At 71.4% G+C, this 21,723-nt stretch carries 19 protein-coding genes and 1 tRNA gene; 6 read left to right on the forward strand and 14 right to left on the reverse strand.

The window, feature by feature from the left end:
- Nucleotides 1-13 precede the first annotated feature (13 nt).
- Nucleotides 14-955, forward strand: a complete 942-nt coding sequence (locus AC3IYI_RS32975) for a beta-ketoacyl-ACP synthase III (protein ID WP_489407105.1) — start codon at nt 14-16, stop codon at nt 953-955.
- Here AC3IYI_RS32975 and AC3IYI_RS32980 read toward each other — a convergent pair.
- Nucleotides 942-2,156 (reverse strand): low temperature requirement protein A, encoded by a 1,215-nt coding sequence (locus AC3IYI_RS32980; protein ID WP_489407106.1) that lies wholly within the window; start codon nt 2,154-2,156, stop codon nt 942-944. The genes AC3IYI_RS32975 and AC3IYI_RS32980 overlap by 14 nt on opposite strands.
- A gap of 372 nt (nt 2,157-2,528) precedes the next feature.
- On the opposite strand from AC3IYI_RS32980, the gene AC3IYI_RS32985 reads away from it, so the two are divergent.
- A tRNA-Leu gene (locus tag AC3IYI_RS32985) sits at nt 2,529-2,613 on the forward strand.
- A gap of 314 nt (nt 2,614-2,927) precedes the next feature.
- On the opposite strand, the gene AC3IYI_RS32990 is transcribed toward AC3IYI_RS32985, so the two are convergent.
- Entirely contained in the window at nt 2,928-3,464 is a 537-nt protein-coding gene (locus AC3IYI_RS32990) for a SixA phosphatase family protein (RefSeq protein ID WP_489407107.1), read from the reverse strand.
- 178 nt (nt 3,465-3,642) lie between these two features.
- Here AC3IYI_RS32990 and AC3IYI_RS32995 point away from each other — a divergent pair, with 178 nt between their 5' ends.
- Both AC3IYI_RS32995 and AC3IYI_RS33000 read left to right on the forward strand, forming a co-directional pair.
- A complete protein-coding gene (locus AC3IYI_RS32995) occupies nt 3,643-3,876 on the forward strand; it encodes a hypothetical protein (RefSeq protein ID WP_489407108.1) in 234 nt (77 codons plus the stop codon).
- A 152-nt stretch (nt 3,877-4,028) separates the two neighbouring features.
- On the forward strand, nt 4,029-4,439 hold the full coding sequence (locus AC3IYI_RS33000; protein ID WP_489407109.1) for a DUF4440 domain-containing protein: 411 nt from the start codon (nt 4,029-4,031) through the stop codon (nt 4,437-4,439).
- 83 nt (nt 4,440-4,522) lie between these two features.
- On the opposite strand, the gene AC3IYI_RS33005 is transcribed toward AC3IYI_RS33000, so the two are convergent.
- The 7 genes from AC3IYI_RS33005 to AC3IYI_RS33035 all read right to left on the reverse strand — a co-directional run bounded on the left by AC3IYI_RS33005 (nt 4,523) and on the right by AC3IYI_RS33035 (nt 12,334).
- Entirely contained in the window at nt 4,523-5,668 is a 1,146-nt protein-coding gene (locus tag AC3IYI_RS33005) for an agmatine deiminase family protein (RefSeq protein ID WP_489407110.1), read from the reverse strand.
- A gap of 76 nt (nt 5,669-5,744) precedes the next feature.
- Complete coding sequence (locus tag AC3IYI_RS33010) at nt 5,745-6,593, reverse strand: ABC transporter ATP-binding protein (protein ID WP_489407111.1); 849 nt, start codon at nt 6,591-6,593, stop codon at nt 5,745-5,747.
- Complete coding sequence (locus tag AC3IYI_RS33015) at nt 6,590-7,642, reverse strand: ABC transporter ATP-binding protein (protein ID WP_489407112.1); 1,053 nt, start codon at nt 7,640-7,642, stop codon at nt 6,590-6,592. Before AC3IYI_RS33015 ends, AC3IYI_RS33010 begins: the two co-directional genes overlap by 4 nt.
- On the reverse strand, nt 7,639-8,493 hold the full coding sequence (locus tag AC3IYI_RS33020) for an ABC transporter permease (protein WP_489407113.1): 855 nt from the start codon (nt 8,491-8,493) through the stop codon (nt 7,639-7,641). Before AC3IYI_RS33020 ends, AC3IYI_RS33015 begins: the two co-directional genes overlap by 4 nt.
- Nucleotides 8,490-9,449: an ABC transporter permease gene (locus tag AC3IYI_RS33025; RefSeq protein ID WP_489407114.1), complete on the reverse strand. Its 960-nt coding sequence runs from the start codon at nt 9,447-9,449 to the stop codon at nt 8,490-8,492. Before AC3IYI_RS33025 ends, AC3IYI_RS33020 begins: the two co-directional genes overlap by 4 nt.
- Nucleotides 9,446-11,176 (reverse strand): ABC transporter substrate-binding protein, encoded by a 1,731-nt coding sequence (locus tag AC3IYI_RS33030; RefSeq protein ID WP_489407115.1) that lies wholly within the window; start codon nt 11,174-11,176, stop codon nt 9,446-9,448. Before AC3IYI_RS33030 ends, AC3IYI_RS33025 begins: the two co-directional genes overlap by 4 nt.
- A gap of 114 nt (nt 11,177-11,290) precedes the next feature.
- Nucleotides 11,291-12,334, reverse strand: coding sequence for an agmatine deiminase family protein (locus tag AC3IYI_RS33035; RefSeq protein WP_489407116.1), 1,044 nt, complete (start codon nt 12,332-12,334; stop codon nt 11,291-11,293).
- A gap of 242 nt (nt 12,335-12,576) precedes the next feature.
- Here AC3IYI_RS33035 and AC3IYI_RS33040 point away from each other — a divergent pair, with 242 nt between their 5' ends.
- Both AC3IYI_RS33040 and AC3IYI_RS33045 read left to right on the forward strand, forming a co-directional pair.
- Nucleotides 12,577-13,149, forward strand: a complete 573-nt coding sequence (locus tag AC3IYI_RS33040) for a TetR/AcrR family transcriptional regulator (RefSeq protein ID WP_489407117.1) — start codon at nt 12,577-12,579, stop codon at nt 13,147-13,149.
- On the forward strand, nt 13,146-13,712 hold the full coding sequence (locus tag AC3IYI_RS33045) for a GNAT family N-acetyltransferase (protein ID WP_489407118.1): 567 nt from the start codon (nt 13,146-13,148) through the stop codon (nt 13,710-13,712). Before AC3IYI_RS33040 ends, AC3IYI_RS33045 begins: the two co-directional genes overlap by 4 nt.
- A 69-nt stretch (nt 13,713-13,781) precedes the next feature.
- Here AC3IYI_RS33045 and AC3IYI_RS33050 read toward each other — a convergent pair whose 3' ends face one another.
- From AC3IYI_RS33050 to AC3IYI_RS33070, 5 genes are all read right to left on the reverse strand, one after another.
- A complete protein-coding gene (locus tag AC3IYI_RS33050; protein WP_489411761.1) occupies nt 13,782-15,461 on the reverse strand; it encodes an urease subunit alpha in 1,680 nt (559 codons plus the stop codon).
- 80 nt (nt 15,462-15,541) lie between these two features.
- Nucleotides 15,542-16,291: an urease subunit gamma gene (locus AC3IYI_RS33055; protein WP_489407119.1), complete on the reverse strand. Its 750-nt coding sequence runs from the start codon at nt 16,289-16,291 to the stop codon at nt 15,542-15,544.
- Nucleotides 16,292-16,431: 140 nt separating this feature from the next.
- Entirely contained in the window at nt 16,432-17,607 is a 1,176-nt protein-coding gene (locus AC3IYI_RS33060) for an agmatine deiminase family protein (protein ID WP_489407120.1), read from the reverse strand.
- A gap of 149 nt (nt 17,608-17,756) precedes the next feature.
- Nucleotides 17,757-18,341, reverse strand: coding sequence for a TetR/AcrR family transcriptional regulator (locus AC3IYI_RS33065; protein ID WP_489407121.1), 585 nt, complete (start codon nt 18,339-18,341; stop codon nt 17,757-17,759).
- 61 nt (nt 18,342-18,402) lie between these two features.
- Entirely contained in the window at nt 18,403-21,594 is a 3,192-nt protein-coding gene (locus AC3IYI_RS33070) for an NACHT domain-containing protein (protein ID WP_489407122.1), read from the reverse strand.
- Between the last annotated feature and the right edge of the window lie 129 nt (nt 21,595-21,723).

The following is a 21,723-nucleotide window of genomic DNA, read 5'->3' on the forward strand; positions in this document are numbered from 1 at the left end:
GGGGACCCCGCCCATGACCGGTTCACGCGTGGTGGCGCTAGGGCACTACCAACCCTCGAAGGTGCTCACCAACGAGGACCTCGCCGCCATGGTGGACACCAACGACGAGTGGATCCGGTCCCGCGTCGGGATCAAGACCCGGCACGTGGCCGGCCCCGACGAGCCGGTCGACGAGCTGGCCTACCAGGCCGCGGGCAAGGCCCTCGCGAGCGCCGGTCTGACCCCGGACGACATCGACCTCGTCCTCGTCGCCACCTCCACCGCGATCGACCGTTCCCCCAACATGGCCGCCCGCGTCGCGGCCAAGCTCGGGATGGGTTCCAGCCCCGCCGTGATGGACATCAACGTCGTCTGCTCGGGCTTCACCCACGCCCTGGCCACCGCCGACCACGCGATCCGGGCCGGCGCCGCCACCCGGGCGCTGGTCATCGGGGCCGACAAGATGACCGAGATCACCGACTGGAGCGACCGCACCACCTGTGTCCTGACCGGCGACGGCGCCGGCGCGGCCGTGGTCGAGGCCTGCGAGGAGCCCGGCATCGGCCCGGTCCTGTGGGGCTCGGTCCCCTCGATGGGAAACGCGGTCCGCATCGAGGGCTCGCCGCCGGTCTTCGCCCAGGAGGGCCAGTCCGTCTACCGCTGGACCACCAGCCAGCTCCCCCCGCTCGCCCGCAAGGTCTGCGAGAAGGCCGGGATCACCCCCGAGGACCTGGCCGCGGTCGTCCTCCACCAGGCGAACCTGCGGATCATCGAGCCGCTCGCCGCGAAGATCGGCGCCGTCAACGCCGTCGTCGCCCGCGATGTGGTCGACTCCGGCAACACCTCGGCCGCCTCCATCCCGATGGCCCTGTCCAAGCTGGTTGAGCGCGGCGAGATCCCCTCCGGGGCGCCCGTCCTCCTCTTCGGCTTCGGCGGCAACCTCTCCTACGCCGGCCAGGTCATCAGCTGCCCGTAACACCCGGTCCCGCGCCCGCGGCGGTCCCCGTCGCGGGCTCGGCCGTGGGCCCGGCCGCGGTCGGGCCCACGACGGGGACGGCGCCGCGGGCCTCCGCCGCCAGCGCGGCCACGAGCACCAGGACCAGCGCGGTCAGCTCCCAGGCCGCGCTGATCCGCATGCCCGCCGCGGCGGTCGCCAGTACGGGCACCACCGCGAGCGCGCGGAACCGTACCGGCCGGATCCCCAGCACCAGCCGGAAGGCGACGTCCCCGGCCAGATAGCAGGCGACCCCGCCCGCGAGCGCGAGGGCCGGCCCGGCCGGCAGCTGCTCGCCCAGGTGCCCGATGCTCTTCTTCACGCCCGCCGAGAAGGCGGCGATGCCCAGCAGCATCGGGATGAAGCAGTAGTAGTACGCGCGCAGCGCCAGCTTGAAACGCCGGTCCGGCGGGCAGCCCGCGAAGACGTGCTCGGCGCGCCCCTCGTCGCGTACGAAGTACATCCACCACAGCGCGGCCCCGACGGCCAGCGTCAGGAACGCGCCGACGACGATCCCGAAGGTCAGCGGCAGCGAGCCCACACCGATGCCGACCGCGATGATCGACTCGCCGAAGACGATGATCAGCAGAAGTCCGTGCCGTTCCACGAAGTGCGCGGCGCCGATCCCGCCGAGCTGGTCCTCCACCGTCGTCCCCGCGGCCGCTTCGGGCCCGGAGGCCGCTGCCCGCCGCGAGATGGCGGGTGTGACGAACTGGAACAGCAGCGCCAGCGCCCACAGGCCCAGGGCCGCCGCCCCGTCGAAGAGCCCGGCGGCCGTCACCGACAGGGCGGACAGCGCGTTCGGCAGGGCGAACCACAGCACCCCGCGCCCGTGGGCCTGGCTGTACAGCGCGCTGTGCGTGATCACGACGACCAGGTAGCCGAGCCCGAAGGCGACCCCGCCGTCCCCGAAGGCCGTCGGCACGGCCAGGGCGCACACCAGGAACGCCCCCATGGCAAGCAGGATCAGCAAGCGGCGCACGGGCCGGTCGGGCGGCACCTGATTGGTCAGGTACGCGTAGCCGCCGTACATCCAGAACAGCACGGTGAAGATCAGCAGTACCCGCCCGGCGCCGCGGAGGGTGAGGTCGTCCGCGAGCAGCACCGTCAGCTGGGTGATGGTGAAGACGAAGACGAGGTCGAAGAAGAGCTCCAGCGTGCTGACGCGATGCTCGGATTCCATACGTGATTCCCCCTGGACTCGAACGTGCGGCGCCCATCCGATCGCCTCGCAACGCCACTGTCCAACGGGTATCAGCATCCGGGAGCCCGCGGCGCTCCGCCGTGCGTCCTGACCTGAGAGGTACGCCGATCCCGCCCGGCGGGCTGATGGATCGGCGAGCGACGCGCCGGAGGACGGAACGGCACGACGCCCGCCCTGGGCCCCAAGGCGCGAGACGCGACGTCTCGGCAGGGTCGGCGTGTCCGGCCCGGACATGCCCGCAGGTCAGCGCGGCGCGTCGGACTCGGGCCGGGCGAAATACCTGGTCGGAACCCCGCCGAACCTTTGCTATTGTTGTCCATGTCGCCGCGGGAAACCGGGGCCGACCACCTAGTCCGGGTGGCGGAATGGCAGACGCGCTAGCTTGAGGTGCTAGTGCCCTTTATCGGGCGTGGGGGTTCAAGTCCCCCCTCGGACACAGAGGTCAACCGACCAAATGGAGCCGGTCAAAGTGACGCAACGTCGCTTTGGCCGGCTCTGTTGTTGTACGTGCACGTGATCTGGCCCCCTGCGGTTCGCAGGGGGCCAGATGTGTTCGGGCTGGTCAGGTGGGGTGTTGGGGGCGGGGCGGCTTCGAAGCCGTCCGCGGTGTCGGGCCACGCGGGGAGACTGCCCGGCGAGGGCCGGCAGCTCGCTCAGTTCGGCGGCCGGGGACCTGTGCTGGCAGAAACTCAAGCGCACGGGAGAGGTCGGCACCCCTGTGGGGCCGGCTGATGAGCGCGGCGTTCGAGTTCAGCGGGCGGTACCCCGGGGGACGGCGAAGTCGGTGAGCCGGGCCGAGCCCGGCGCGAGCTCCTGCCAGGGACCGGGGCAGGCGAGCACCGCGATCGCGGACGTCGGGAACTTCTCCGACAGGCGGTGGATCGCTCCGGCCTCCGTGGCGTCCGCGGCCTTCCGGGCGAGGCTGAGGGCCAGATCCTCCAGGCCCGGGTTGTGGCCGACGAGCAGGAGCGTTCTGACCTCCTCCGGCACCTCGGACACCACCTCCAGCAGGTCCTCCGGCTCGGCGGCGTACACCCGCTCGTCGAAGCGCACGGGGACCGTGGCGCCGAGCTGTCCGGCTGCCAGTGCCCAGGTCTCGCGGGCCCGCCGGGCGGTGGAACAGATGACCAGCGCGGGGACGCAGCCGGCGTCGCGCAGCCAGCGGCCCGCCGCGGGCGCGTCCCGCAGACCCCGCGGGCCGAGCGGCCGCTCGTGGTCCGCGACGTCAGGCCAGGCGGACTTGGCATGGCGCAGCAGCACCAGTCGGGTGACGGACCCCGCGCTCATGTTTTCAGCCTCATGGCCTCAGCCTCGCACGGTCCACCGGACCGGGCAGCGTCGTCCGGCACTCAGCGGGGTCCGTCCGGTGTTGCGGCCCGCGGGTTTTCCGCCCGGGCATTCGGGTATGGGTGGCATGAGACCGTTGCAAGCGTCGGCCCGGCTGTGGAATGGAGGCGACGTTCGCATGACCGAAGGCGCGCTCCCCTACCTTTCCTCGGCCCGGGTCACCGTGCTCAGGGTGTATCCCGGGGACCCGCCGTTCCGCATCGTGGAGATCGACGGCCAGGTGGCCAGTACCGCCACGTCCATGACGGACGTGGTCCTGACCGCCGCGGCAGCCGGCATCACGATCCACGACCTGGACGACCCGGGCGAGGTCCGTTGGGTCGGAGGCGGAAGGTTCCACTGGAACGGGTGACCTGCAGACGAAGGCCTCGTCGAGGATCGAGTGCACCAGCCACGCAGACAGGGGAGCGGCACCCGCCCGCGGCACGCCCGCCCGGGCCATTGCCCTGGTGCCGGGGGGTAAGCGAAGATCGGCCGGGAATCTTCGCCCTCGGGAGGGTACGCGTGTCCGAAGTCAAGGCCGAGCTGGACCGGTTGATGAGCATCTTCCTCGGGGCGTTCACCAATGCCGGAGGCGGGCGGCCGGATCTGGGCGCCATCCGCGAGGTGTTCATCCCCCAGGGAATGATCATCAAGAACGTCGGGGCCGAGCCCGTGATCTACGACCTCGACGGCTTCATCGAGCCCCGGGAGAAGATCCTCACCGACGGGACGCTGACGGAGTTCCGCGAATGGGAGGTCGCCGAGCGGACCGAGGTCTTCGGTTCGGTCGCGCACCGGTTCAGCGAGTACCGCAAGTCCGGATACCTCGACGGAGTGTGGTTCGAGGGCTCCGGCCACAAGACCACCCAGTACGTCCGGACGCCCGGGGGCTGGCGGATGAGCGCGATGGCCTGGGACGACGTCGCCCCGTAGGGCCGAGGGCCGAGGGGTCGCAGACCCGTAGGACGATCCGGCCCCCCGCGGACAGCGGGGGGCCGGACGCATGGGGGGAGCGGTTACGCGACCGGCTGCTGCTGGGTCACGCAGTGGATGCCGCCGCCGCCCGCGCCGAGGCTGTCGGTGTTGAGCTGCTCGACGACCCGGCCCGGGAAGGCCCGCTGGAGGGTGAGCTTGGCCGCGGCGTCCGCGGTGGAGTGGCCGAACTGCGAGGAGATGACGGCGCCGTTGCACACGTAGTAGTTGACGTAGGAGGCGACGAAGTCGGGGCTGGTGGAGCGGATCCTGTTGTAGTCGGGGCCCTGGAGCTTGGTGACCGCGATCGGGTGGCCCAGGGCGTTCGTGCTGGTGGAAAGGATCTGGTACTGCTGGCGCGCGTCGTTCGACCAGGCGTCGGTGTCGCTCGCGAGCGGCATCTGCACCATCCCCTCCCCCTCCGCGAGGAACCGGGACGTGGCGTCGACGTGGTCGTCGGTGATGTCCCGGCCGAGGACGCCCTTGAACCAGATGACCTTCGAGGCGCCGAAGGCGGCGCACAGGGCGGCCTCCAGCTGGGCCTGGGTCTTGTTGGGGTTGCGGTCCGGGTTGATGAGGGAGCTGCGGGTGGCCATGAGCGTGCCGGCGCCGTCCGCCTCCACCGCGCCGCCCTCGCCGGTGAACCCCGCGGTGCTGAACGGCACTCCGGCGTAGGCGGCGACCCGGCCGGCGACCAGGGAGTCCCTGGCGTGCGTCTGCTGGTTGCCCCAGCCGTTGAAGTTCAGGCCGACGGCGTCCAGAGCGCCCGCCCCGTTGGTACGGAACACCGGGCCGCTGTCGCGCATCCAGCAGTCGTCCACCGGGATCGAGCCGATGACCGTGACCGCCGAACCGCAGGCGCTCTTCGCCGTCGACACGCTCGCGGAGTTGGCGCACATGACCACCGGCTCGTACTTCGCGATGGTCCTCGCGATGAGCGCGATGTTCGCCTGCACGCCAGCGAGCCGGCGGCCCCAGATGGCGGAGCTGTCGGGCCACGCCATCCACGTCCGGGTGTGGCGGACGGTGTCGATCGGTACGGCGAAGCCCGCGGCGGCGTTCGCCGCCGAGGGACGGACGGCCGCGAAGGCCTGCCAGCCGACGGCCGCCAGCGCGGCGCCGGCCGCGGTGGCGCCCGCTGCCGTCAGGAACCCTCGTCTGTCGAGTCTCCGTGCGACGTGCTCGTTCATCTCTGATCTCCGTTTCGTCCTACGCGGATGTGTGATGAACCGCCGGGCCGTGGGAGCCGCCGCTCCCACGGCCCCCCTACAGCGCGCGGCGCGCGGCGGCGATGCTCCGGGGATCCCACCCCGGGCGGGGAACGGACTCCAGGAGCAGGCGCGTATAGGGGTGTTGGGGGTCGGCGAGCACCTGCTGCGTCGGGCCCGACTCGACGATCCGGCCGCTCCGCATGACGATCACGTCATCGGTCACGCAGCGCACGACGCCGAGGTCGTGGGTGATGAACAGGTAGCCGATGCCGGTCTGTTCGCGGATGTCGAAGAGCAGGTTCAGGATCTGCGCCTGCACCGAGACGTCCAGGGCGGCCACCGCCTCGTCGAGGACGAGGACGGCAGGCTCGACCGCCAGCGCGCGGGCGATCGCGACGCGCTGGCGCTGTCCTCCCGACAACTGCCGGGGCAGCGCGTCCGCCTCGCGGGAGCCGAGGCCGACCTGCTCGAGCAGTTCGGTGATCCGGTGCGCGTGGTCCGTGCCGGGGAAGTGCAGGGCGAGGGTCTCCCGCAGGGCCGCGCCCACGGTGGTGCGCGGGTCCAGGGACAAGAAGGGGTCCTGGAAGACCATCTGGACCTCACGGGCCCGTGCGAGGCGGCGCGCCTTGCCGCGCGCGTGCTCGCCCCGGTCGCGGCCGTGGATCAGCACCCGGCCCTCGTCCGCGTGCTCCAGACCCACCACGATGCGGGCCGTGGTCGTCTTGCCGGAGCCGGACTCGCCGACGATGCCCAGGGAGCCGCCCTCGGCCAGCCGGAACGAAACGTCGTCCACGGCCCGGACGCTCCCGTAGGTCCGGTGCAGGCCAAGGACTTCCAGGACGGTCTTCGTCGTGCCGGGCGCACCCGTTGGGGTGTCGGCGCTCGTGCCAGTGGCGGTTGTCATGGGTGGAGTTCCTTCCGCTGCGTCCCCGCCGGTTCCTGCTCCTGCTCCTGCTCCCGTGCCCGTGCCCGTTCCTGCTCCCGCTCGGCGATCAGCTCGCCGTGGTGGCAGGAGGCGAGCCGGGCCGGCTCCCCGACGACGGGGAGCAGGGCCGGTGCCTCGCGCGTGCACACGTCGGTCGCGAGCACGCAGCGCGCCGCGAAGGGGCATCCGGTCAGCTCCTCCCGCAGGCTCGGCGGCCGGCCCTCGATCGCCGAGAGCCGCCCGCGGGGCGCGTCCAGGCGCGGGGTGGAGTTCAGCAGGGCGGCCGTGTACGGGTGCCGGGGCCGGGCGAACAGCTCGCCGGCCGGGCCCGTCTCCACGATCCGGCCCGCGTACATCACGTACACCCGGTCGCTGATCGCGGCGGCGAGGCCGAGGTCGTGGGTGACGAACAGCAGCCCCGTTCCGAAGCGTTCGCGCAGATCACCGAGGAGGCCGATCACCTCGGCCTGCGTGGTGACGTCCAGTGCCGTGGTGGGTTCGTCGGCGAGGATCAGGGCGGGATCGCCCATCAGCGCGGACGCGATCACGACCCGTTGCAGCATGCCGCCGGACAGCTGCCCGGGGTACTTGCGCAGCGCGTCCGCCGTGAGGCCGACGGCCTCCAGCATCGCCACCGCCCGGTCCTCGGCGACCGCCTTGGTCGCCTTGGCGTTCAGCCGCAGGCTCTCGGTGAGGAAGTCGCCGACGCGGCGCATCGGATTGACCGCCGCCCGGGGGTCCTGGAAGATCATGGCCGCCGTGCTGGTGCGCAGCACCCGCAACTGGCCGGGCGTCATGGTCAGTACGTCGTCCCCGGCCACCCGCACCTCGCCCTCCGTGCGGGCCCCTTCGGGGAGCAGCCGCAGCACGCTGCGCGAGGTCAGGCTCTTGCCCGAGCCGGACTCGCCGACCAGCGCCACGGTCTCCCGGGGGCCGACGGTGAGCCCGACGCCGTCGAGGACGGGCCGGACGGCGCCCGGCAGGTGCAGCCGCAGTCCCTCGATCTCAAGGGTGTTCAGCGTGCTCATCGGGCCCTCCTGGCTACCTTGTCGGCCCAGGCCTCGCCGACGACGTTGAAGGCGACCACGGTCAGCACGATGGCCGCGCACGGCACGATCGCGGAGAGCGGGTAGCCCGCCTGGATGGCGGCGTTGCCGTCGAAGACCATGCGGCCCCAGTCGGGGGTCAGGGCCGGTACGCCCAGCCCGAGGAAGGCGAGGCCGGCCAGGTCGATCAGGGCGTAGCCGAAGTTGATCGCGGACTGCGCGAGGACGACGGGCATGACGGCGGGCACTACGTGGCGCAGGCAGATCTGCGCCCCCGAGTGTCCTTGCACGCGGTACGCCTCCACGTAGGGCCGGGCGCGCTCGGCGAGCACGAGGGAGCGGGTCAGCCGGCTGACGTAGGGCAGGTAGGCGATGGCCAGGGCGATGACGGGGGCGAGCAGGCCCTCGCCGTAGACCGAGACGATCAGGATGGCCAGCAGCATGCCGGGGAAGGCGAAGACCAGCTCGGTGCTGCGGGAGAGCACCGAGTCCAGCCAGCCGCCCCGCCAGGCGGCGGCGGTGCCGATCGCCACGCCGGCCACGGTGGAGAAGGCGACCACGCCGAGCGGGCCGAGGAGCGAGGTACGGGCGCCCAGGACCAGCCGGGAGAAGGTGTCGCGCCCGGAGGCGTCGACGCCGAGGAGGTGATCGGCGGAGGGGCCCGCGAGGGCGCCCGCCAGGTCGACGGAGTTGGGATCGTAGGGCGCGATCCAGGGGGCGAACACGGCGACGAGGACGACGAGGGCGACGAAGCCCGTACAGAACAGGGAGAGGGGGGCGCGGGAGGTCCGGAGCCGGGCGAGGCCCGGCCGGCGCACCAGGACGGAGCTCACGAGGCCTTCTTCGCGGGGCCGAGGGTGACCCGGGGGTCGACCAGCGGATGGAGCAGGTCGACGACGAGGTTCACCGTCATGAACAGCGCGACCATGATGAGGGAGATGGCCTGCACGGTGGGGAAGTCCTTGGTGGTGGTGGAGAGTTCGAGGAGCTGGCCGATGCCGCCCACGCTGAAGGCGGTCTCCACCAGGACGGTGCAGACCAGCAGGGTGGAGACGATGAGCCCGCCGGTGGTGAGCACGGTGCCCAGTGCGTTGCGAAAGACGTGCCGCCGGACGACCTGGCTCGCGGAGACGCCCCGGCTGCGGGCGACCGTGACGTGCTCCTGGCCGAGGACTTCGAGCATCGCGGCCCGGGTGACCCGGGCGAGCATGCCGATCAGGTAGAGCGCCAGGGCGACGGCGGGCAGGGTCAGGTGCCAGAGCATCCCCCCGAACTCGTCGCCGGCCCCGCCCGTGGGGAACCAGCCCAGCTTCACGGCGAACAGGCCCTGCAACAGGACCGCTGCGACGAACGACGGGGTGCCGATGGCGACGGTGGTCGTCACCAGGATCGCGGAGTCGGCGGCCCCGCCGCGGACGGCGCCGATCCAGCCCAGGAGCAGCCCGAACACGAGGACCAGTACGAGCGCCATCGAGATCAGCATCAGGGTGTCGGGCAGCCGGTCCGCGAGCAGCCGCGACACGTCCGTGCGGTACGTGATCGAGCGGCCGAAGTCGCCCTGGACCACCTGGCCGAGCCAGTTCAGGTACCGCACGGCGAAGGGGTCGTCCAGGTGGTAGTGCTCGTTGATCGCCTGCAGTGCCTCCGGGGAGGCCGAGCGGCCGCCCAGGAGGAAGCTCGCCGGATTGCCCGGAGCCAGGTACAGCGCGCCGAAGATCACGAAGGAGGCGCCGAGCAGGGTGGCGGCCATTTCGGCCAGCCGCCGTACGGCGAAGCGCAGGAAACTCATCGCGCGGCCGCCCCGACGCCGGCGGCCCACGGGGAATAGAGGTAGGAGATGGTGGTGGGGGCGCCGGTGATCCGCTTGTTCAGGAAGACCGCGGTCGGCCATTCGGCGACCGGGATCCACAGCACCTGGTCGGAGGCCTTCTTCTGGAGTTCGGCGGCCGCCGAGAAGCGCTTGGCCGGGTCGTACGCGGACCGGGCCTTGTCGGTCAGCGCGTCGTAGGACTCGTCGCTGTAGCCGGCGTAGTTCTGGTAGGCCCCGGTCTGGAAGTTGCTCAGCATGTCCATCGGGTCGGTGATGGAGTCGTAGTACGTCTCCGGGAACATGTCGATGCCCTCGCGCGCCGCGGGGTCGGTGAACAGCGAGGTGAACGCGTTGGGGGCGATGGTCTTCAGCTCGATCTTCAGGCCGATCCTGGTGCCGGCGTCCTGGACCGCGGTGGCCAGCACCGAGACGTCCTGGCCGATCGAACTGGTGGCCATGGTCAGCGTCTTGCCGGTGGCGCCGGCCTCCTCGACCATCCGCTTGGCCGCATCGAGGTTCTGCTCGGGGGAGGGCAGGTTGTCGAAGGCGGACGCGCGGATGGCGGCGGGGGCGCCGGCCCAGACCGCCTTGGTGGTGAGCGAGCTGGTGACGGTGCCCGCGCCGCCCAGCCCCGCCTTGACGAAGCCGCGGCGGTCCAGGGCCAGGGACAGGGCCCGGCGGACGCGGACGTCGCCGAGCGCGCCCTTCATGCTCGTCACGTTGACGTTGACGGTGCTGAGGCCCTCGCCGAAGTAGAGCGTGCCGGCGCCGCTCGCGCGCAGCCGGTCGTAGCTCTCGGTCGGGATCAGGTAGCCGCCGTCGGCCTCGCCGCTCAGCAGGGCGTTCGTACGGGCGTTGGGGTCGGTGAGGAAGGTGAAGACGGCCTTCGCGGACTTGGCCTTGGCGCCCCAGTAGCCGTCGAAGCGCTTCAGCTCGATCGACTGGCCCTTGTTCCAGGTGCCCAGCTTGAAGGGGCCGGTGCAGTCCAGGCTGCCGGTGGTGCCGTAGTCCTCGCCCGCCTTCTCCACCCCGGCCTTGGAGGCCACGACGCCCGCGGCGGTCGCCATGTACTGGGGGAACTGCGAGTCGGGCTGCTTCAGCTTGACCGTCACCTGGAGCGGTCCGGTCTTGGTGATCGCCTCGACGTTGGAGAAGTTGCTGTTCCAGGCGGCCCCGTTCTCCGGGTCCATCTGACGGCCCAGGCTGTAGACCACGTCGTCGGCGGTCATCACGCCGCCGTCGTGGAAGTGCACGCCCGCGCGCAGGTCGTAGACCCAGGTCAGGTCATTGGGGTTGGTGGCCTTCTCGGCCAGCCCCGGAGCCGTCGTGAGCTGCGGGGTCCACCGCATCAGGCTTTCGCAGACGTTCGACAGGATCGTGTTCGCCGGGTAGTCGAAGGCCGAGATGTAGTCCAGCGTCGGCGGTTCCGCGTACACGGCCCAGGTGAACGAGTCGAGCTCACCCGCGGCGGCGGGGGTGCCGGCGGACAGCTTGAAGGCCGTGTCCTTCCCCACGCCCTTGGGCGGGCCGGAACAGGCGGTGACCAGGCTGAGGGCGGCCAGTGCGGCGACGGGCAGCGCGTACCGGCGGGAGGCGGAGGCGCGAGCGGTGGCGGGGGCGCCGGAGGGGGCGCCGGCGGGGGCGCTACCGGTGGAGGCGCTGGCGGAGGACCTGGCGGCTCTGGACCAGGGAAGGGATCTGGGCATCGGTGCTCTCTCTTCCATGCGGGGCGGGGAGGTACGGGCGGGCGGCGAGCGGGTCGAGGAGGGGAGGCTCGGGTGTGGGCCGCCGGCCCGGGCACGGCGAAGGGGGCGAGCCGGTCAGGCGGTGCGGCCGGCCGCGGGGATCTGGGCCGCGACGATCTGGGCCGCGGGGATCTGCTGGGTGATGCAGTGCACGCCGCCACCGCCGTACGCGATCACGCGCGAGCGGACTCCGACGACCTTGCGGCCGGGCAGCGCGGACGCGATGACGGCGAGCGCGCCCTCGTCCTCGGAGGTGCCGGCGACCGGGACGACGACCCCGCCGTTGGCGATGTAGAAGTTGAGGTAGCCGACCTCGGTCTCCTTGCCGTCGACCTCGACGAGGTTGCTCTGCGGCAGGTCGATGATCGTGAAGGGGCGGCCGGCGGCGTCGGTGGACCCCTCCAGGACGGCGCGGTTGACGCGCATGCGCTCGTAGTCGGGGTGGGCCGGGTCGCTCGGGAGCTGGACGACGACGGTGGCGGGGGCGACGAAGGCGCAGACGCCGTCCACGTGCCCGTCGGTCTCGGTGTCCAGCAGACCGCCGTAGGGGAGCCAGATCACCTTGGTGACACCGAGGCGGGCGATCAGCTCGGCCTCGATCTCCTCCTTGGTCATGTCCGGGTTGCGGTTCGGGTGCAGCAGGCACTGCTCGGTGGTGATCAGCGTGCCCTCGCCGTCGACCGTGATCGCGCCGCCTTCGAGGATCATCCGGGAGTCGACGCGGTCCACGCCCAGGTGCGCCAGCAGGGCCGCGGCGATCTTGTCGTCGGTGTCGTAAGGGAAGTGCTTGCCGCCCCAGGCGTTGAAGCGGAAGTCCACGCCCGCCCGCCGGCCGTCCTGACCGAGCACGAAGATCGGCCCGGAATCCCGGAACCAGGAGTCGTCCAGCGGGAGCTCGATCACCTCGACGCCCTCACCGCACAGGCTGCGGGCCTCGTCGCCGCTGCCGGGCAGCGCGACCATGGTGACCGGCTCGAAGGCGGCGATCGCGGCTGCGACCTGGGCGTACTCGGTCTTGACCTCGTCGAAGACGTCGCCCCACAGCTCCTGCCGGGTCGGCCACGCCATCAGGCAGCCCTCGTGGTCCGTCCACTCGGCCGGCATGCGGAAAGTCGTCATGATCCACTCCTGTTTGAAAATTCAGTCAGTGTTCTCAGGGGTGTCCGCATCCTCCACCGAACTGAAAATTCAGTCAATGGTTCTGGCCAAGATGATGCGGAATTGGTCACACCGCGTATCGGACGCGCTGTGGAGGGGGCCCTGAATCGGCATGATCACGGCTTTACCGCCGGAAACGGGTGCCTGATGTTACGGTCAGGAAAAGCCCCAGGTGACGGAGTCGACGGGTAGAGTGACCCTTCGTGTCAGACCGTCGAACGGAAATACTCAGAGCCGCCACGCGAGTGATCGCGCGACGCGGCGTGCGCGGGCTCCGCGTGGGGGAGCTAGCAGCCGAAGCGGGCGTGTCCACCTCGCTGATCTACTACCACTTCACCGACCGCGCCGGCATCCTGCGCCGCACGCTGGAGTTCATCAGCGACCGCGCCGATCGCTACACGGCCGAACGCGAGGACGGCTCGGACGATCCGGAGAACCCCCGCGACGAGCTGAAGCGGACCCTGCTCCTCGAACTCCAGGAAACCCCGGAGGTAAGGGAGAACAGCACCGCCTGGGGTGAGCTGAGGGCCAGCGCCGTATTCGATCCCGACCTGCGCGAGGACGTGGCCAAGGCCACGCACAGCTGGGTCCACGAGATCTCCTACCTGCTCGCCCAGGCCCGCCCCACCGGCACGGCCCCCGAGCACGCGGCCGCCGCCGAACGCCTGACGGCCCTCCTCGAAGGCCTCAGCGTCCGGTGGCTGAGCGGCTCGCTGCCCCTGGATCACGCACGCCGGCTCATGGCCGACGCGATCGACGGGGAACTGGCCGTATGACCGCAGGGGCGGTGATCGTAGACGCCGTGGAGCTGGTGTCCGACCCGGAACGGGCGGCCCGGTTCGCCGCGTCGGCGCACCGGATCCTGGCCGAGCTGGTGGCCGGGGGAGCCGCGCTGGGCTGGGTCGAACCGCCCGCGCCACACGAGGTGGCGCAGCTGCTCGACGGCGCCGTGGACGCCGTACGGACCGGCGACGCGGCCCTGCGCGGCGCCTACCTCGGAGACCGGCTCGTCGGGCTCGGGTACTGGCAGCGCTACGCCCGCCCGACCCACCGGCCGCACGCGGACCTGGAGAAGGTCGCGGTCGCCGCCGGGGCCCACGGACTCGGGCTCGGCCGGGCGCTGAGCGCCGCCCTCGTCGAGGACGCCCGCAGGGCCGGGATCGAGGTCCTCACGCTGGATGCGCGGGGCGACAACACCCGGGCCCTCGGGCTCTACGCCTCGCTGGGCTTCACCGAGTACGGGCGGCTGCCCGGCTTCGTCGCCGTCGGCGAACGCCGCTACGACAAGGTGTTCTGCATGCTGGACTTCCGCCCGCACGCCCCGGGGGACGAGGCCTAGAGGGCCTCCGGTGGCCGGGCGCAGAGGGAATCCGGGGGCCGGGCACAGAGGGAGTCCGAGGGGCCGGGCTCAGAGGAAGTAGAGCCGGCCCAGCGAGATGGAGTCGGCCGGCTCGGAGACCAGCGGCTCCCCGTCGAGGGACACCAGGCCCGTGCCGGGATGGACGTCGACGCTGCCGGTACGGCTGTTGCGGAGCATGTGCTTCGGCCCGATGCCCCGGGTTCCGCGGACCGCGACGCGGCGGCGCCGGGTGGGCATCATGTCGCCGTTCTGGACGGCCGCTTCGGCGACGAACGCCACGGAGATGTCGGCCGCGGTGGCCCCGTACGCGCCGAACTGCGGTCCCAGGACCAGCGGTTCGCAGCGGTCGGTCGACGCGTTGGGGTCACCGGTGACCCCGTACGCCGGGAAGCCGCCCTTCAGGACCAGCTGGGGCTTGGCGCCGAAGTACTCCGGCCACCACATCACCAGGTCCGCGAGCTTGCCGACCTCGATGGAGCCGACCTCGTGCGCGAGGCCGTGGGCGATGGCCGGGTTGATGGTCAGCTTCGCCATGTAGCGCAGCACGCGCTCGTTGTCGTCGCCGCTCTCCGCCGTGCCGTAGGAGCCCTCGCCGTCCAGCGGGCCGAGCTCGGCCTTCATCTTCCCGGCCATGGCGAAGGTGCGGCGTACGGTCTCGCCCGCGCGGCCCATGCCCTGGGCGTCGGAGGAGGTGATGCCGATGACCCCGAGGTCGTGCAGGAGGTCCTCGGCGCCCATCGTGCCGGCGCGGATCCGGTCGCGGGCCATGGCGGCGTCGCCGGGCAGGTCGACCTTGAGGTCGTGAGCCGAGACGATCATGCCGAAGTGTTCGCCCAGCGCGTCCCGGCCGAAGGGCAGGGTGGGGTTCGTCGAGGAGCCGATGACGTTCTCCACGCCGGCCATCTTCAGGACGTTGGGGACGTGTCCGCCGCCGCAGCCTTCGATGTGGAAGGCGTGGATGGTCCGGCCGTCGAGCACCCGCAGGGTGTCCTCGACGGACAGGCACTCGTTCAACCCGTCCGTGTGCAGGGCGACTTGTACGTCGTGCTCCTCGGCGACCCGCAGGGCGGTGTCCAGGGCGCGGGTGTGCGCGCCCATGTCCTCGTGGACCTTGAAGCCGGAGGCGCCGCCTTCGGCGAGGGCCTCGATGAGCGGGGCCGGGTCCGAGGAGGAACCGCGGGCCAGGAAGCCGATGTTGACGGGCCAGGCGTCGAAGGCGTTGAAGGCGTGCTTCAGCGCCCACGGGGAGTTGACCCCGACCGCCCAGACCGGGCCGAACTCCTGCCCGATGATCGTGGTGACCCCGGACGCCAGGGAAGCCTCCATGATCCGTGGGGAGAGCAGGTGAACGTGGGTGTCGATGGCGCCGGCCGTGACGATCATGCCTTCCCCGGAGACGATGGTCGTCCCCGTGCCGACCACGACGTCGACCCCCTCGAGGGTGTCGGGGTTGCCGGCCCGGCCTATGGCGTGGATCCGCCCCTCGCGGATGCCGATGCTGGTCTTGCGGATGCCGAGGACGGCGTCGATGACCAGGGCGTTGCTGATGACGATGTCGCAGGTGTCGCGGACGGCGGCGGCCTTCAGGTGCAGTCCGTCGCGGGCGGTCTTGCCGAAGCCGGCCAGGAACTCGTCCCCGGGCTTCTGGGAGTCGGACTCCACCCGGACGATGAGCCCGGAGTCGCCGAGCCGGACCCGGTCGCCCGCCCGGGGGCCGTGGACGGCCATGTAGTCGTGCGGGTCGATGCTGTCCGCCGGGGCGGCGCCCGGGCGGCTGTGGCAGCCCGCGGAGTCGAAGACGCTGCCGCTCATGCCTGCTCCTGTTCCTGCTGGTGGTCGTGGTCCTGCTCGGTTTCCGGCGCCTGTTCCTCGTACGCGGTGAGGTAGCCCGTGTCCCGGGCCTTGGCCAGGGCGGCCTCGCGCGCGCCGGGCGCGTCCAGCGGGCCGTCGACGAGACCGGCGAAACCGATGGCGACGCGCGCCCCGCCGATGGGCAGCAGCTCCACCACGACGGTGGCCCCGACGTCGAAGCGGACCGAGGAGCCCGCCGGAACGGCGAGCCGGGTGCCGTAGGCGGCGGCGCGGTCGAAGGCGAGGCGCGGGTTCGACTCGAAGAAGTGGAAGTGCGAGGTGACGCTGATGGGCACGCTCGACGTGTTCCGTACGGCGACCCGCACCGTCGGCGTGGTGGGCCCGTAGCCCTCGCCGTCCCCGGGCAGGCCGGCGCCCGGGGCGTCGGCCCCGAGCGAACCCTCCTGCCGGAAGGGGTCGTCGATGACGCAGAGCCTCGTACCGTCGTCGAAGACGGCCTCGACCTGGATCGAGGTGACCACGTCGGGGACCCCGGGCAGCACCTCTTCGGCACTGAGGACGTGGCGGCCCGCCGCGATCGCCTCGGCCAGCCGGCGGCCGTCCCGGGCCGCCTCGCACACCGTGTCGGTGATCAGCGCGGTTGCCTCGGGGACGTTGAGCTTCACGCCGCGCGCGCGGCGGGCGCGGGCCAGTTCCGCCGCCGTGAAGATCAGCAGCCGGTCCCGCTCGGTCGGTGTCAGTCGCATACGGCCTCATCTGTGAAGGGCGGGGCTGGGCCGCCCCGGTGTACTGCCGGTGCCGGTACTCGTGCCGGTACTGGTGCCGGTTCTCGTGCCGGTTCTCGTGCCGGTACTGGTGCCGGTACTGGCGGTCCGGCACTGGCGGTCTACGGGCGCGGTTCGGCCATCGTGGAGCAGTGGATGCCGCCGCCCCCGGCCATCAGCCGGTCGACGTCGAGCTGGACCACGGTGCGGCCGGGGAAGGCGGCCGCCAGGGCCCGCTTCGCCGCCGCGTCCTTCGCGGAATCCCCGAACTGGGCGGTGATGACCGCCCCGTTGACCACGTGGAAGTTCAGGTACGAGTCGACGAACTCGGGGTTCTTCGAGCGCACCTTGTCGGGACCGTCGACTTTGATGACGGTCAGCCGCCGGCCCCGGGCGTCCGTGGCCGCGGAGAGGATCGAGAACTGCTCGCGGGCGTCGCGCGCCCAGACGTCGTCGCGGCCCGCCGGCGGCACCTGGACCATGACCACACCGGGGCGGATGAAGCGCGAGGTCACGTCGATGTGGTCGTCGGTGATGTCCTTGCCCTTGATGCCGGGCACCCAGATCATCTTGTCGGCGCCGTACGCGTGCAGGACGGCGTCCTCGACCTCGGCCCGGCTCCAGCCCCGGTTGCGGTTCTTGTTGACGAGGCTGCTCTCCGTGGCCATCACGGTCCCGTCGCCGTCGGTCTCGATCGACCCGCCCTCGCCGACGAAGTCCGTCTTGTTGAAGGGGAGATGGCGCTCGTAGGCGATGCTCTCCGCGACGTGGGCGTCGTAGGAGTGGGCCTGCTTGTCGCCCCAGCCGTTGAAGTTCAGGCCGATCGCGTCGAGCCCGCCGCGGCCGTCACGGCGGAAGACCGGTGCGATGTCGCGCATCCAGAGGTCGTCGGTGCCGATGGCGGTGGTCACGGTCACGGCCGGGCCGCACCAGGAGCGGGCGGTGGCGGCCGTGTACGCGTCCGGCGCGCACATGGTGACGGGCTCGTAGCGCGCGATCGTCTTCGCGATCAGTGCGATGTCCTCCTGGACCCCGGTCAGCGCGCGGCCGCCCCAGATGGACGAGCGCGAGGGCCAGGACATCCAGGTGCGGGCGTGGGGAACGTCGTCGAGGTCCACCCGCCAGCGCTGCACCGCCGCGCTCGGCGCCCGGAGCGCCCCCGGGGTCGCGGCGGCCGCGGTGCCGAGCGCGACTCCCGCCGCTCCGAGTCCGGCAGCTCCGAGGACGCGCCTGCGGGAGGGGGCGGAGCCGAAGAACCGCCCGAGGAGGGAGCGGCTGTCGTCGGTGGAGTCGTGCATCGAGGAGCCTCCGGGTCAAGGGGGTGCGGGCCGAGAGCGGCCATGGCCAGAACTCTGTCACTGACTGAAAATTCAGTCAAGACGCGAGACGTGCGTGATCCCCACTGGGGGACGGGGCGCCTGCCCGGGGTGCCCTACGAGGCTGCGGCTCAGGCGGTGCGGGCGAGGCGGTCCAGCTCGGCGGCGATGGAGGACACCATCAGCTCACGGGCGTGCGCCAGGGGCAGGCTGCCGCTGAGCCAGCGCGAGCTCAGCCCCTCCACCAGGGCGGTCAGCCGCTCGGCGGCACCGGAGAGGGCGGCGGCTGCGGCCATGGGGCGTACCTGCCCGAGCAGCTCGCTCACTTCCTGGATCCACACGCGGGTGGCGCCGGCGAGGTCTTCGCGCAGGTCGGGGTCGAACACCGCGCTGGCGCGCAGCTCTCCCCATGCCGTGCTGTTCTCCCGTACCGCGGGGTCGTCCTGGAACTCCAGCAGGAGCGTCTGCTCCAGCTCGCCCAGGGCATCGAGCGGCGGATCGGCGGGGTCCCGATCCGTGGTGTACCGGCCGGCGCGGTCGTTGATGAACTCCAGGGTGGCGCGGAGGATCCCCGCGCGGTCCTTGAAGTGGTAGTAGATCAACGCCGTGGACACGCCCGCCTCGGCGGCGAGCTCCTCCACGCGCAGGCCGCGGACGCCGCGCCGGGCGATGACCCGCGCGGCGCCTTCCATGATTGCCGTTCGACGATCAGCCACGGTTCGACACCTTACCCGGAGGGTGATCGCTCGGGCGGATCCGGACTGACCGAAGGTCTGGTCAGTCGTTGATCCCGTAGGTCAGTGCTCTGATCTCGTGAAGCTGCAAGGGGAGGGTGTCGAGCAGGAACCTCCTGTGGGTGGGCATTCTCTCCACGGAGGACACATCGAGGCCGCTTGCCAAGGCCACTTCCACAGAGAGCGTGCAGGAGCCGAGGTGGGGAAAGGCGTGCGGCAGCCGATCGATCACTTGCTGTGCGCTGCGCGGATCACTGCGGTGCCAGAGGTGGAGGTCGGTGACCTGCGCCAGCACCGCGTGGGAGGGGAGGGTCTTGAGGGAGGCCGAGTCCAAGGTGAGGGACTCGAGAGCGGGGAGGCCGGACAGTACCTGCCAATCCTCGGCCGACGCGATGGAGGACGCGAAGTCGAGTGTGGTGAGTCCGGTGAAGCGGGTGAGCCCGCTGAGCCCTTGTTCGGAGGTTGCCTCGCCCGAGACCGCAAGGCCCCGGAGGGGTGCGGGTGGGTGGATGGCTGTCGGTGACCAGTGTGGGAGGAAACCACCGGTGATCCGGAGGCTCCGGAGATCCGGTAGCTGCTCCAAGCTGCTCAGATCCATGTCCGTCGAGCTCTGGATGTTCAGCGTTCGAAGAGGGAGTCCGTTGAGGGGGGAGAGGTCCACGAGCGCCGGACAGTCGACCGCCGTGAACGAGGTGAGCCCCGTCTGACCGGCCAGGAACCGCAGATCCTGGACTGGGTGATGCCTGAGCTTGAGGTGCGTCAGAGTGCGCCGGGCGAGGAAGGAGACCAGGGCGGGAGTGGACACGGTGCTCCGGACGTCCAGGGAGTCGACTCGCACTCCCAGTCGTTCGAGGTGGTGCAGCTGTTCATCGGACGTGACGGTGTAGTCCAGCCCGTCAGGGTCGAGCAGTGCGATGACCTCTTCCGCGTAACGGCCGGCGTCGAAGCGAGACCAAGCCCACACGAGCTGACTTCGGACCACGAGCGTGGGGTCCGGTTCGGTGGCGTACCTGGCCAGGAAGGACAGCGCGGCGTCGGACGCGACCCAGGAGGCTGCGACAACCGTGTAGTACGCGCTCCGTGCATCGACGGCGCCCGGGCCGGGGAGCAGGTCCAGGATCAGGGGACCCACTTCTGCCAGTGCGCGGGCCTCATCCTCGTCGTCCGGCGGGATCAGCCTGGCGGTGCGTTCCTCCACCGCCTCGCGGACCGATGGGTCCAGCGTCGTGGCGTGTTCCAGGCAGGCGGCGGCGAGCAGGTAGACGCGCTGGTCCTCGGTGCGGTCGCCGAGGCTCAGCATGTCCTCGAAGAGCGTCACCCGCTCGCGGGGCCGGGCCAGCGCGACCGCCATGCGGATGACGTCCTCCCACTGGTCGTCGGCCGCGTGCGCGGCGAGCAGCCCGAAGTCCCCCTCCTCCACCGCCGCGCGTGCGCCCAGGAAGTCCTGGAAGGTGCGGTGGATGAAGTCCACCGTTCCCGGGGCCGGTTCGCGGAGCAGGCCACTGCGCTGGAGGAAGTGCTCGAAGACGGTCGCGGCGTCACCCAATGCAGCCGCCTCCGGGACGGCGGGGAGGACCCGGCCGATGATGTCCTCGGCCTGGGAGCGGTCCATCTCCGTGCGGCCGTTCTTGATCAGCCAGTACGCGAGGCGCTGGAGCAGCTCCAGCTGCGGCTCCTCCCTGAGGTCGAGGACCTGCATGTCCCGTTCGCGGTCGCGGCGGCTGATCAGCATCGACAGCGCAGCCTCGTACAAGTCCTTCCGGCCGTGCGGGAGATAGCCCCGCCGGTCCCGGTGGAGCGCGCAGATCAACCCGCACATCAGGGGGTTGGTGGCCAGGCGTCCGAGGTCAGCCTTCGTTCGGACGGCGGTGAGGAGCTGCGTCTGGTACGTGTCGAGTTCGGTCCCCTCCTCGGACTCGCCGCGGGCGGCCGCGTGCCAGCGCTTGATGAAGGTGGCGGTGCCGGCGGGGCCCATGGAGGACAGAGCCAGTTCGCTGAACCCCTCCTCGGCGAGCCAGTCCTGGCCGACGGCCGACGGGCGCGAGGTGACCAGCCAGCGGTTGTCGCCGTCGTACGTATCGATGAGATCCCGCAGCCAGCGGCGGGTCCGCTCGCGCTCGGGATCCGGAATCTCGTCGATGCCGTCCACGAGGACCAGCCCCCGCCCGGCAGTGAGCACCCGGTGTTCCCATCCGGCGGGCTGGGAGCCGGCGAGGGGGCAGCCGATCGCGGCGAGGAAGTCCTTGGGGGCCGGAAGCCGTTCGCCGTGGCGGGTGAGCGTGCGCAGGGGGAGTACGAAGGGGATTCGGTCGCGGAGATACGCGGGCCGGTCCGGGCGGTTCTGCTGAGCGGCGGTGACCGCCAGCCACTGGACGAGCGTGGTCTTGCCCGAACCGGCCTCGCCCCTCAGGAGGACGCGGGGGGTGCGGGCCAGCGCTTGGTCCGCGGGCTGCGGTTCCAGGGTCCGCTGCACCGCGAGGAAGTCGTCCGCTGTCTCGTAGGCGTCCCAGGAGATCTCCGCGCGCCCCAGGGGCGCCGCCTCCAGGCTGAGGTAGGCCACGTCCAGCGGCCAGCGCGTCGGCGAGTTGCTCAGGTCGATGCCGTAGATGGTGAGCTTGGAGTACTTCTTCGCCACGTACGGCAGGTACGTCGCCTCGAACACGGCGTCCGCCGCGTCGGGGAGTGGTGTGCGGCGGATCAACTCGTCTGTTTTTGAAGTGAGTTCGTCGACCGCCCGGGTCTGGCCGACCAGGGCGTGAGCGATGAAGGTCTTGCGCTGGGTGAAGAACTCCAGGATGTGCAGGGCGGCGACGCCGAGCAGGGCCTCGTAGAAGTGCGTGGCGTCCGCGGAGAGATGGCGCTCGGGGTGGTCGCCCGCGCGGCGCAGTTCGCGGGCGAAGGCTTCCGGGCCGAGGCGGACGGCGTCGACGTCCGTGATCGTGAGGTCGCCGAGGGCGTGCAGGGTCGCGGCGAGGGCGTCGGTGACGGCCTCGTGTTCATCCGCCGGGATCCGGCGTTCGCCCGTGCTCAGGGCCTGCTGGACGAGAGTGGCGGCCAGGGTGCGTACGTCGGCCTCGGTGAGGGTGCGCTTCTCGCCCTTGAACGAGACGAACCCGGAGAGCCGGACCGGCTTGTCGACCAGCCCCGCCCCGGGGGCGTCGGCGACGAAGAACTTCCTGACGAGCGGGCCGATCACGGCCGTCGCCAACTTGAGCCCGATGGCTGTGGGTTCCACGTGTGCCCCCCGTAGAGCTGTGCCGGTGCCGCCCGACGCGATTCTAGAGTGCGCGGCGCCCGGGCCGCCGGGAGAGCGGGCTACGGCATCATGGCTCGGGGATCGGGTGAGGGGGAGCGCGGTGGCGCA

Source organism: Streptomyces sp. GL_148 (genome assembly GCF_057834205.1).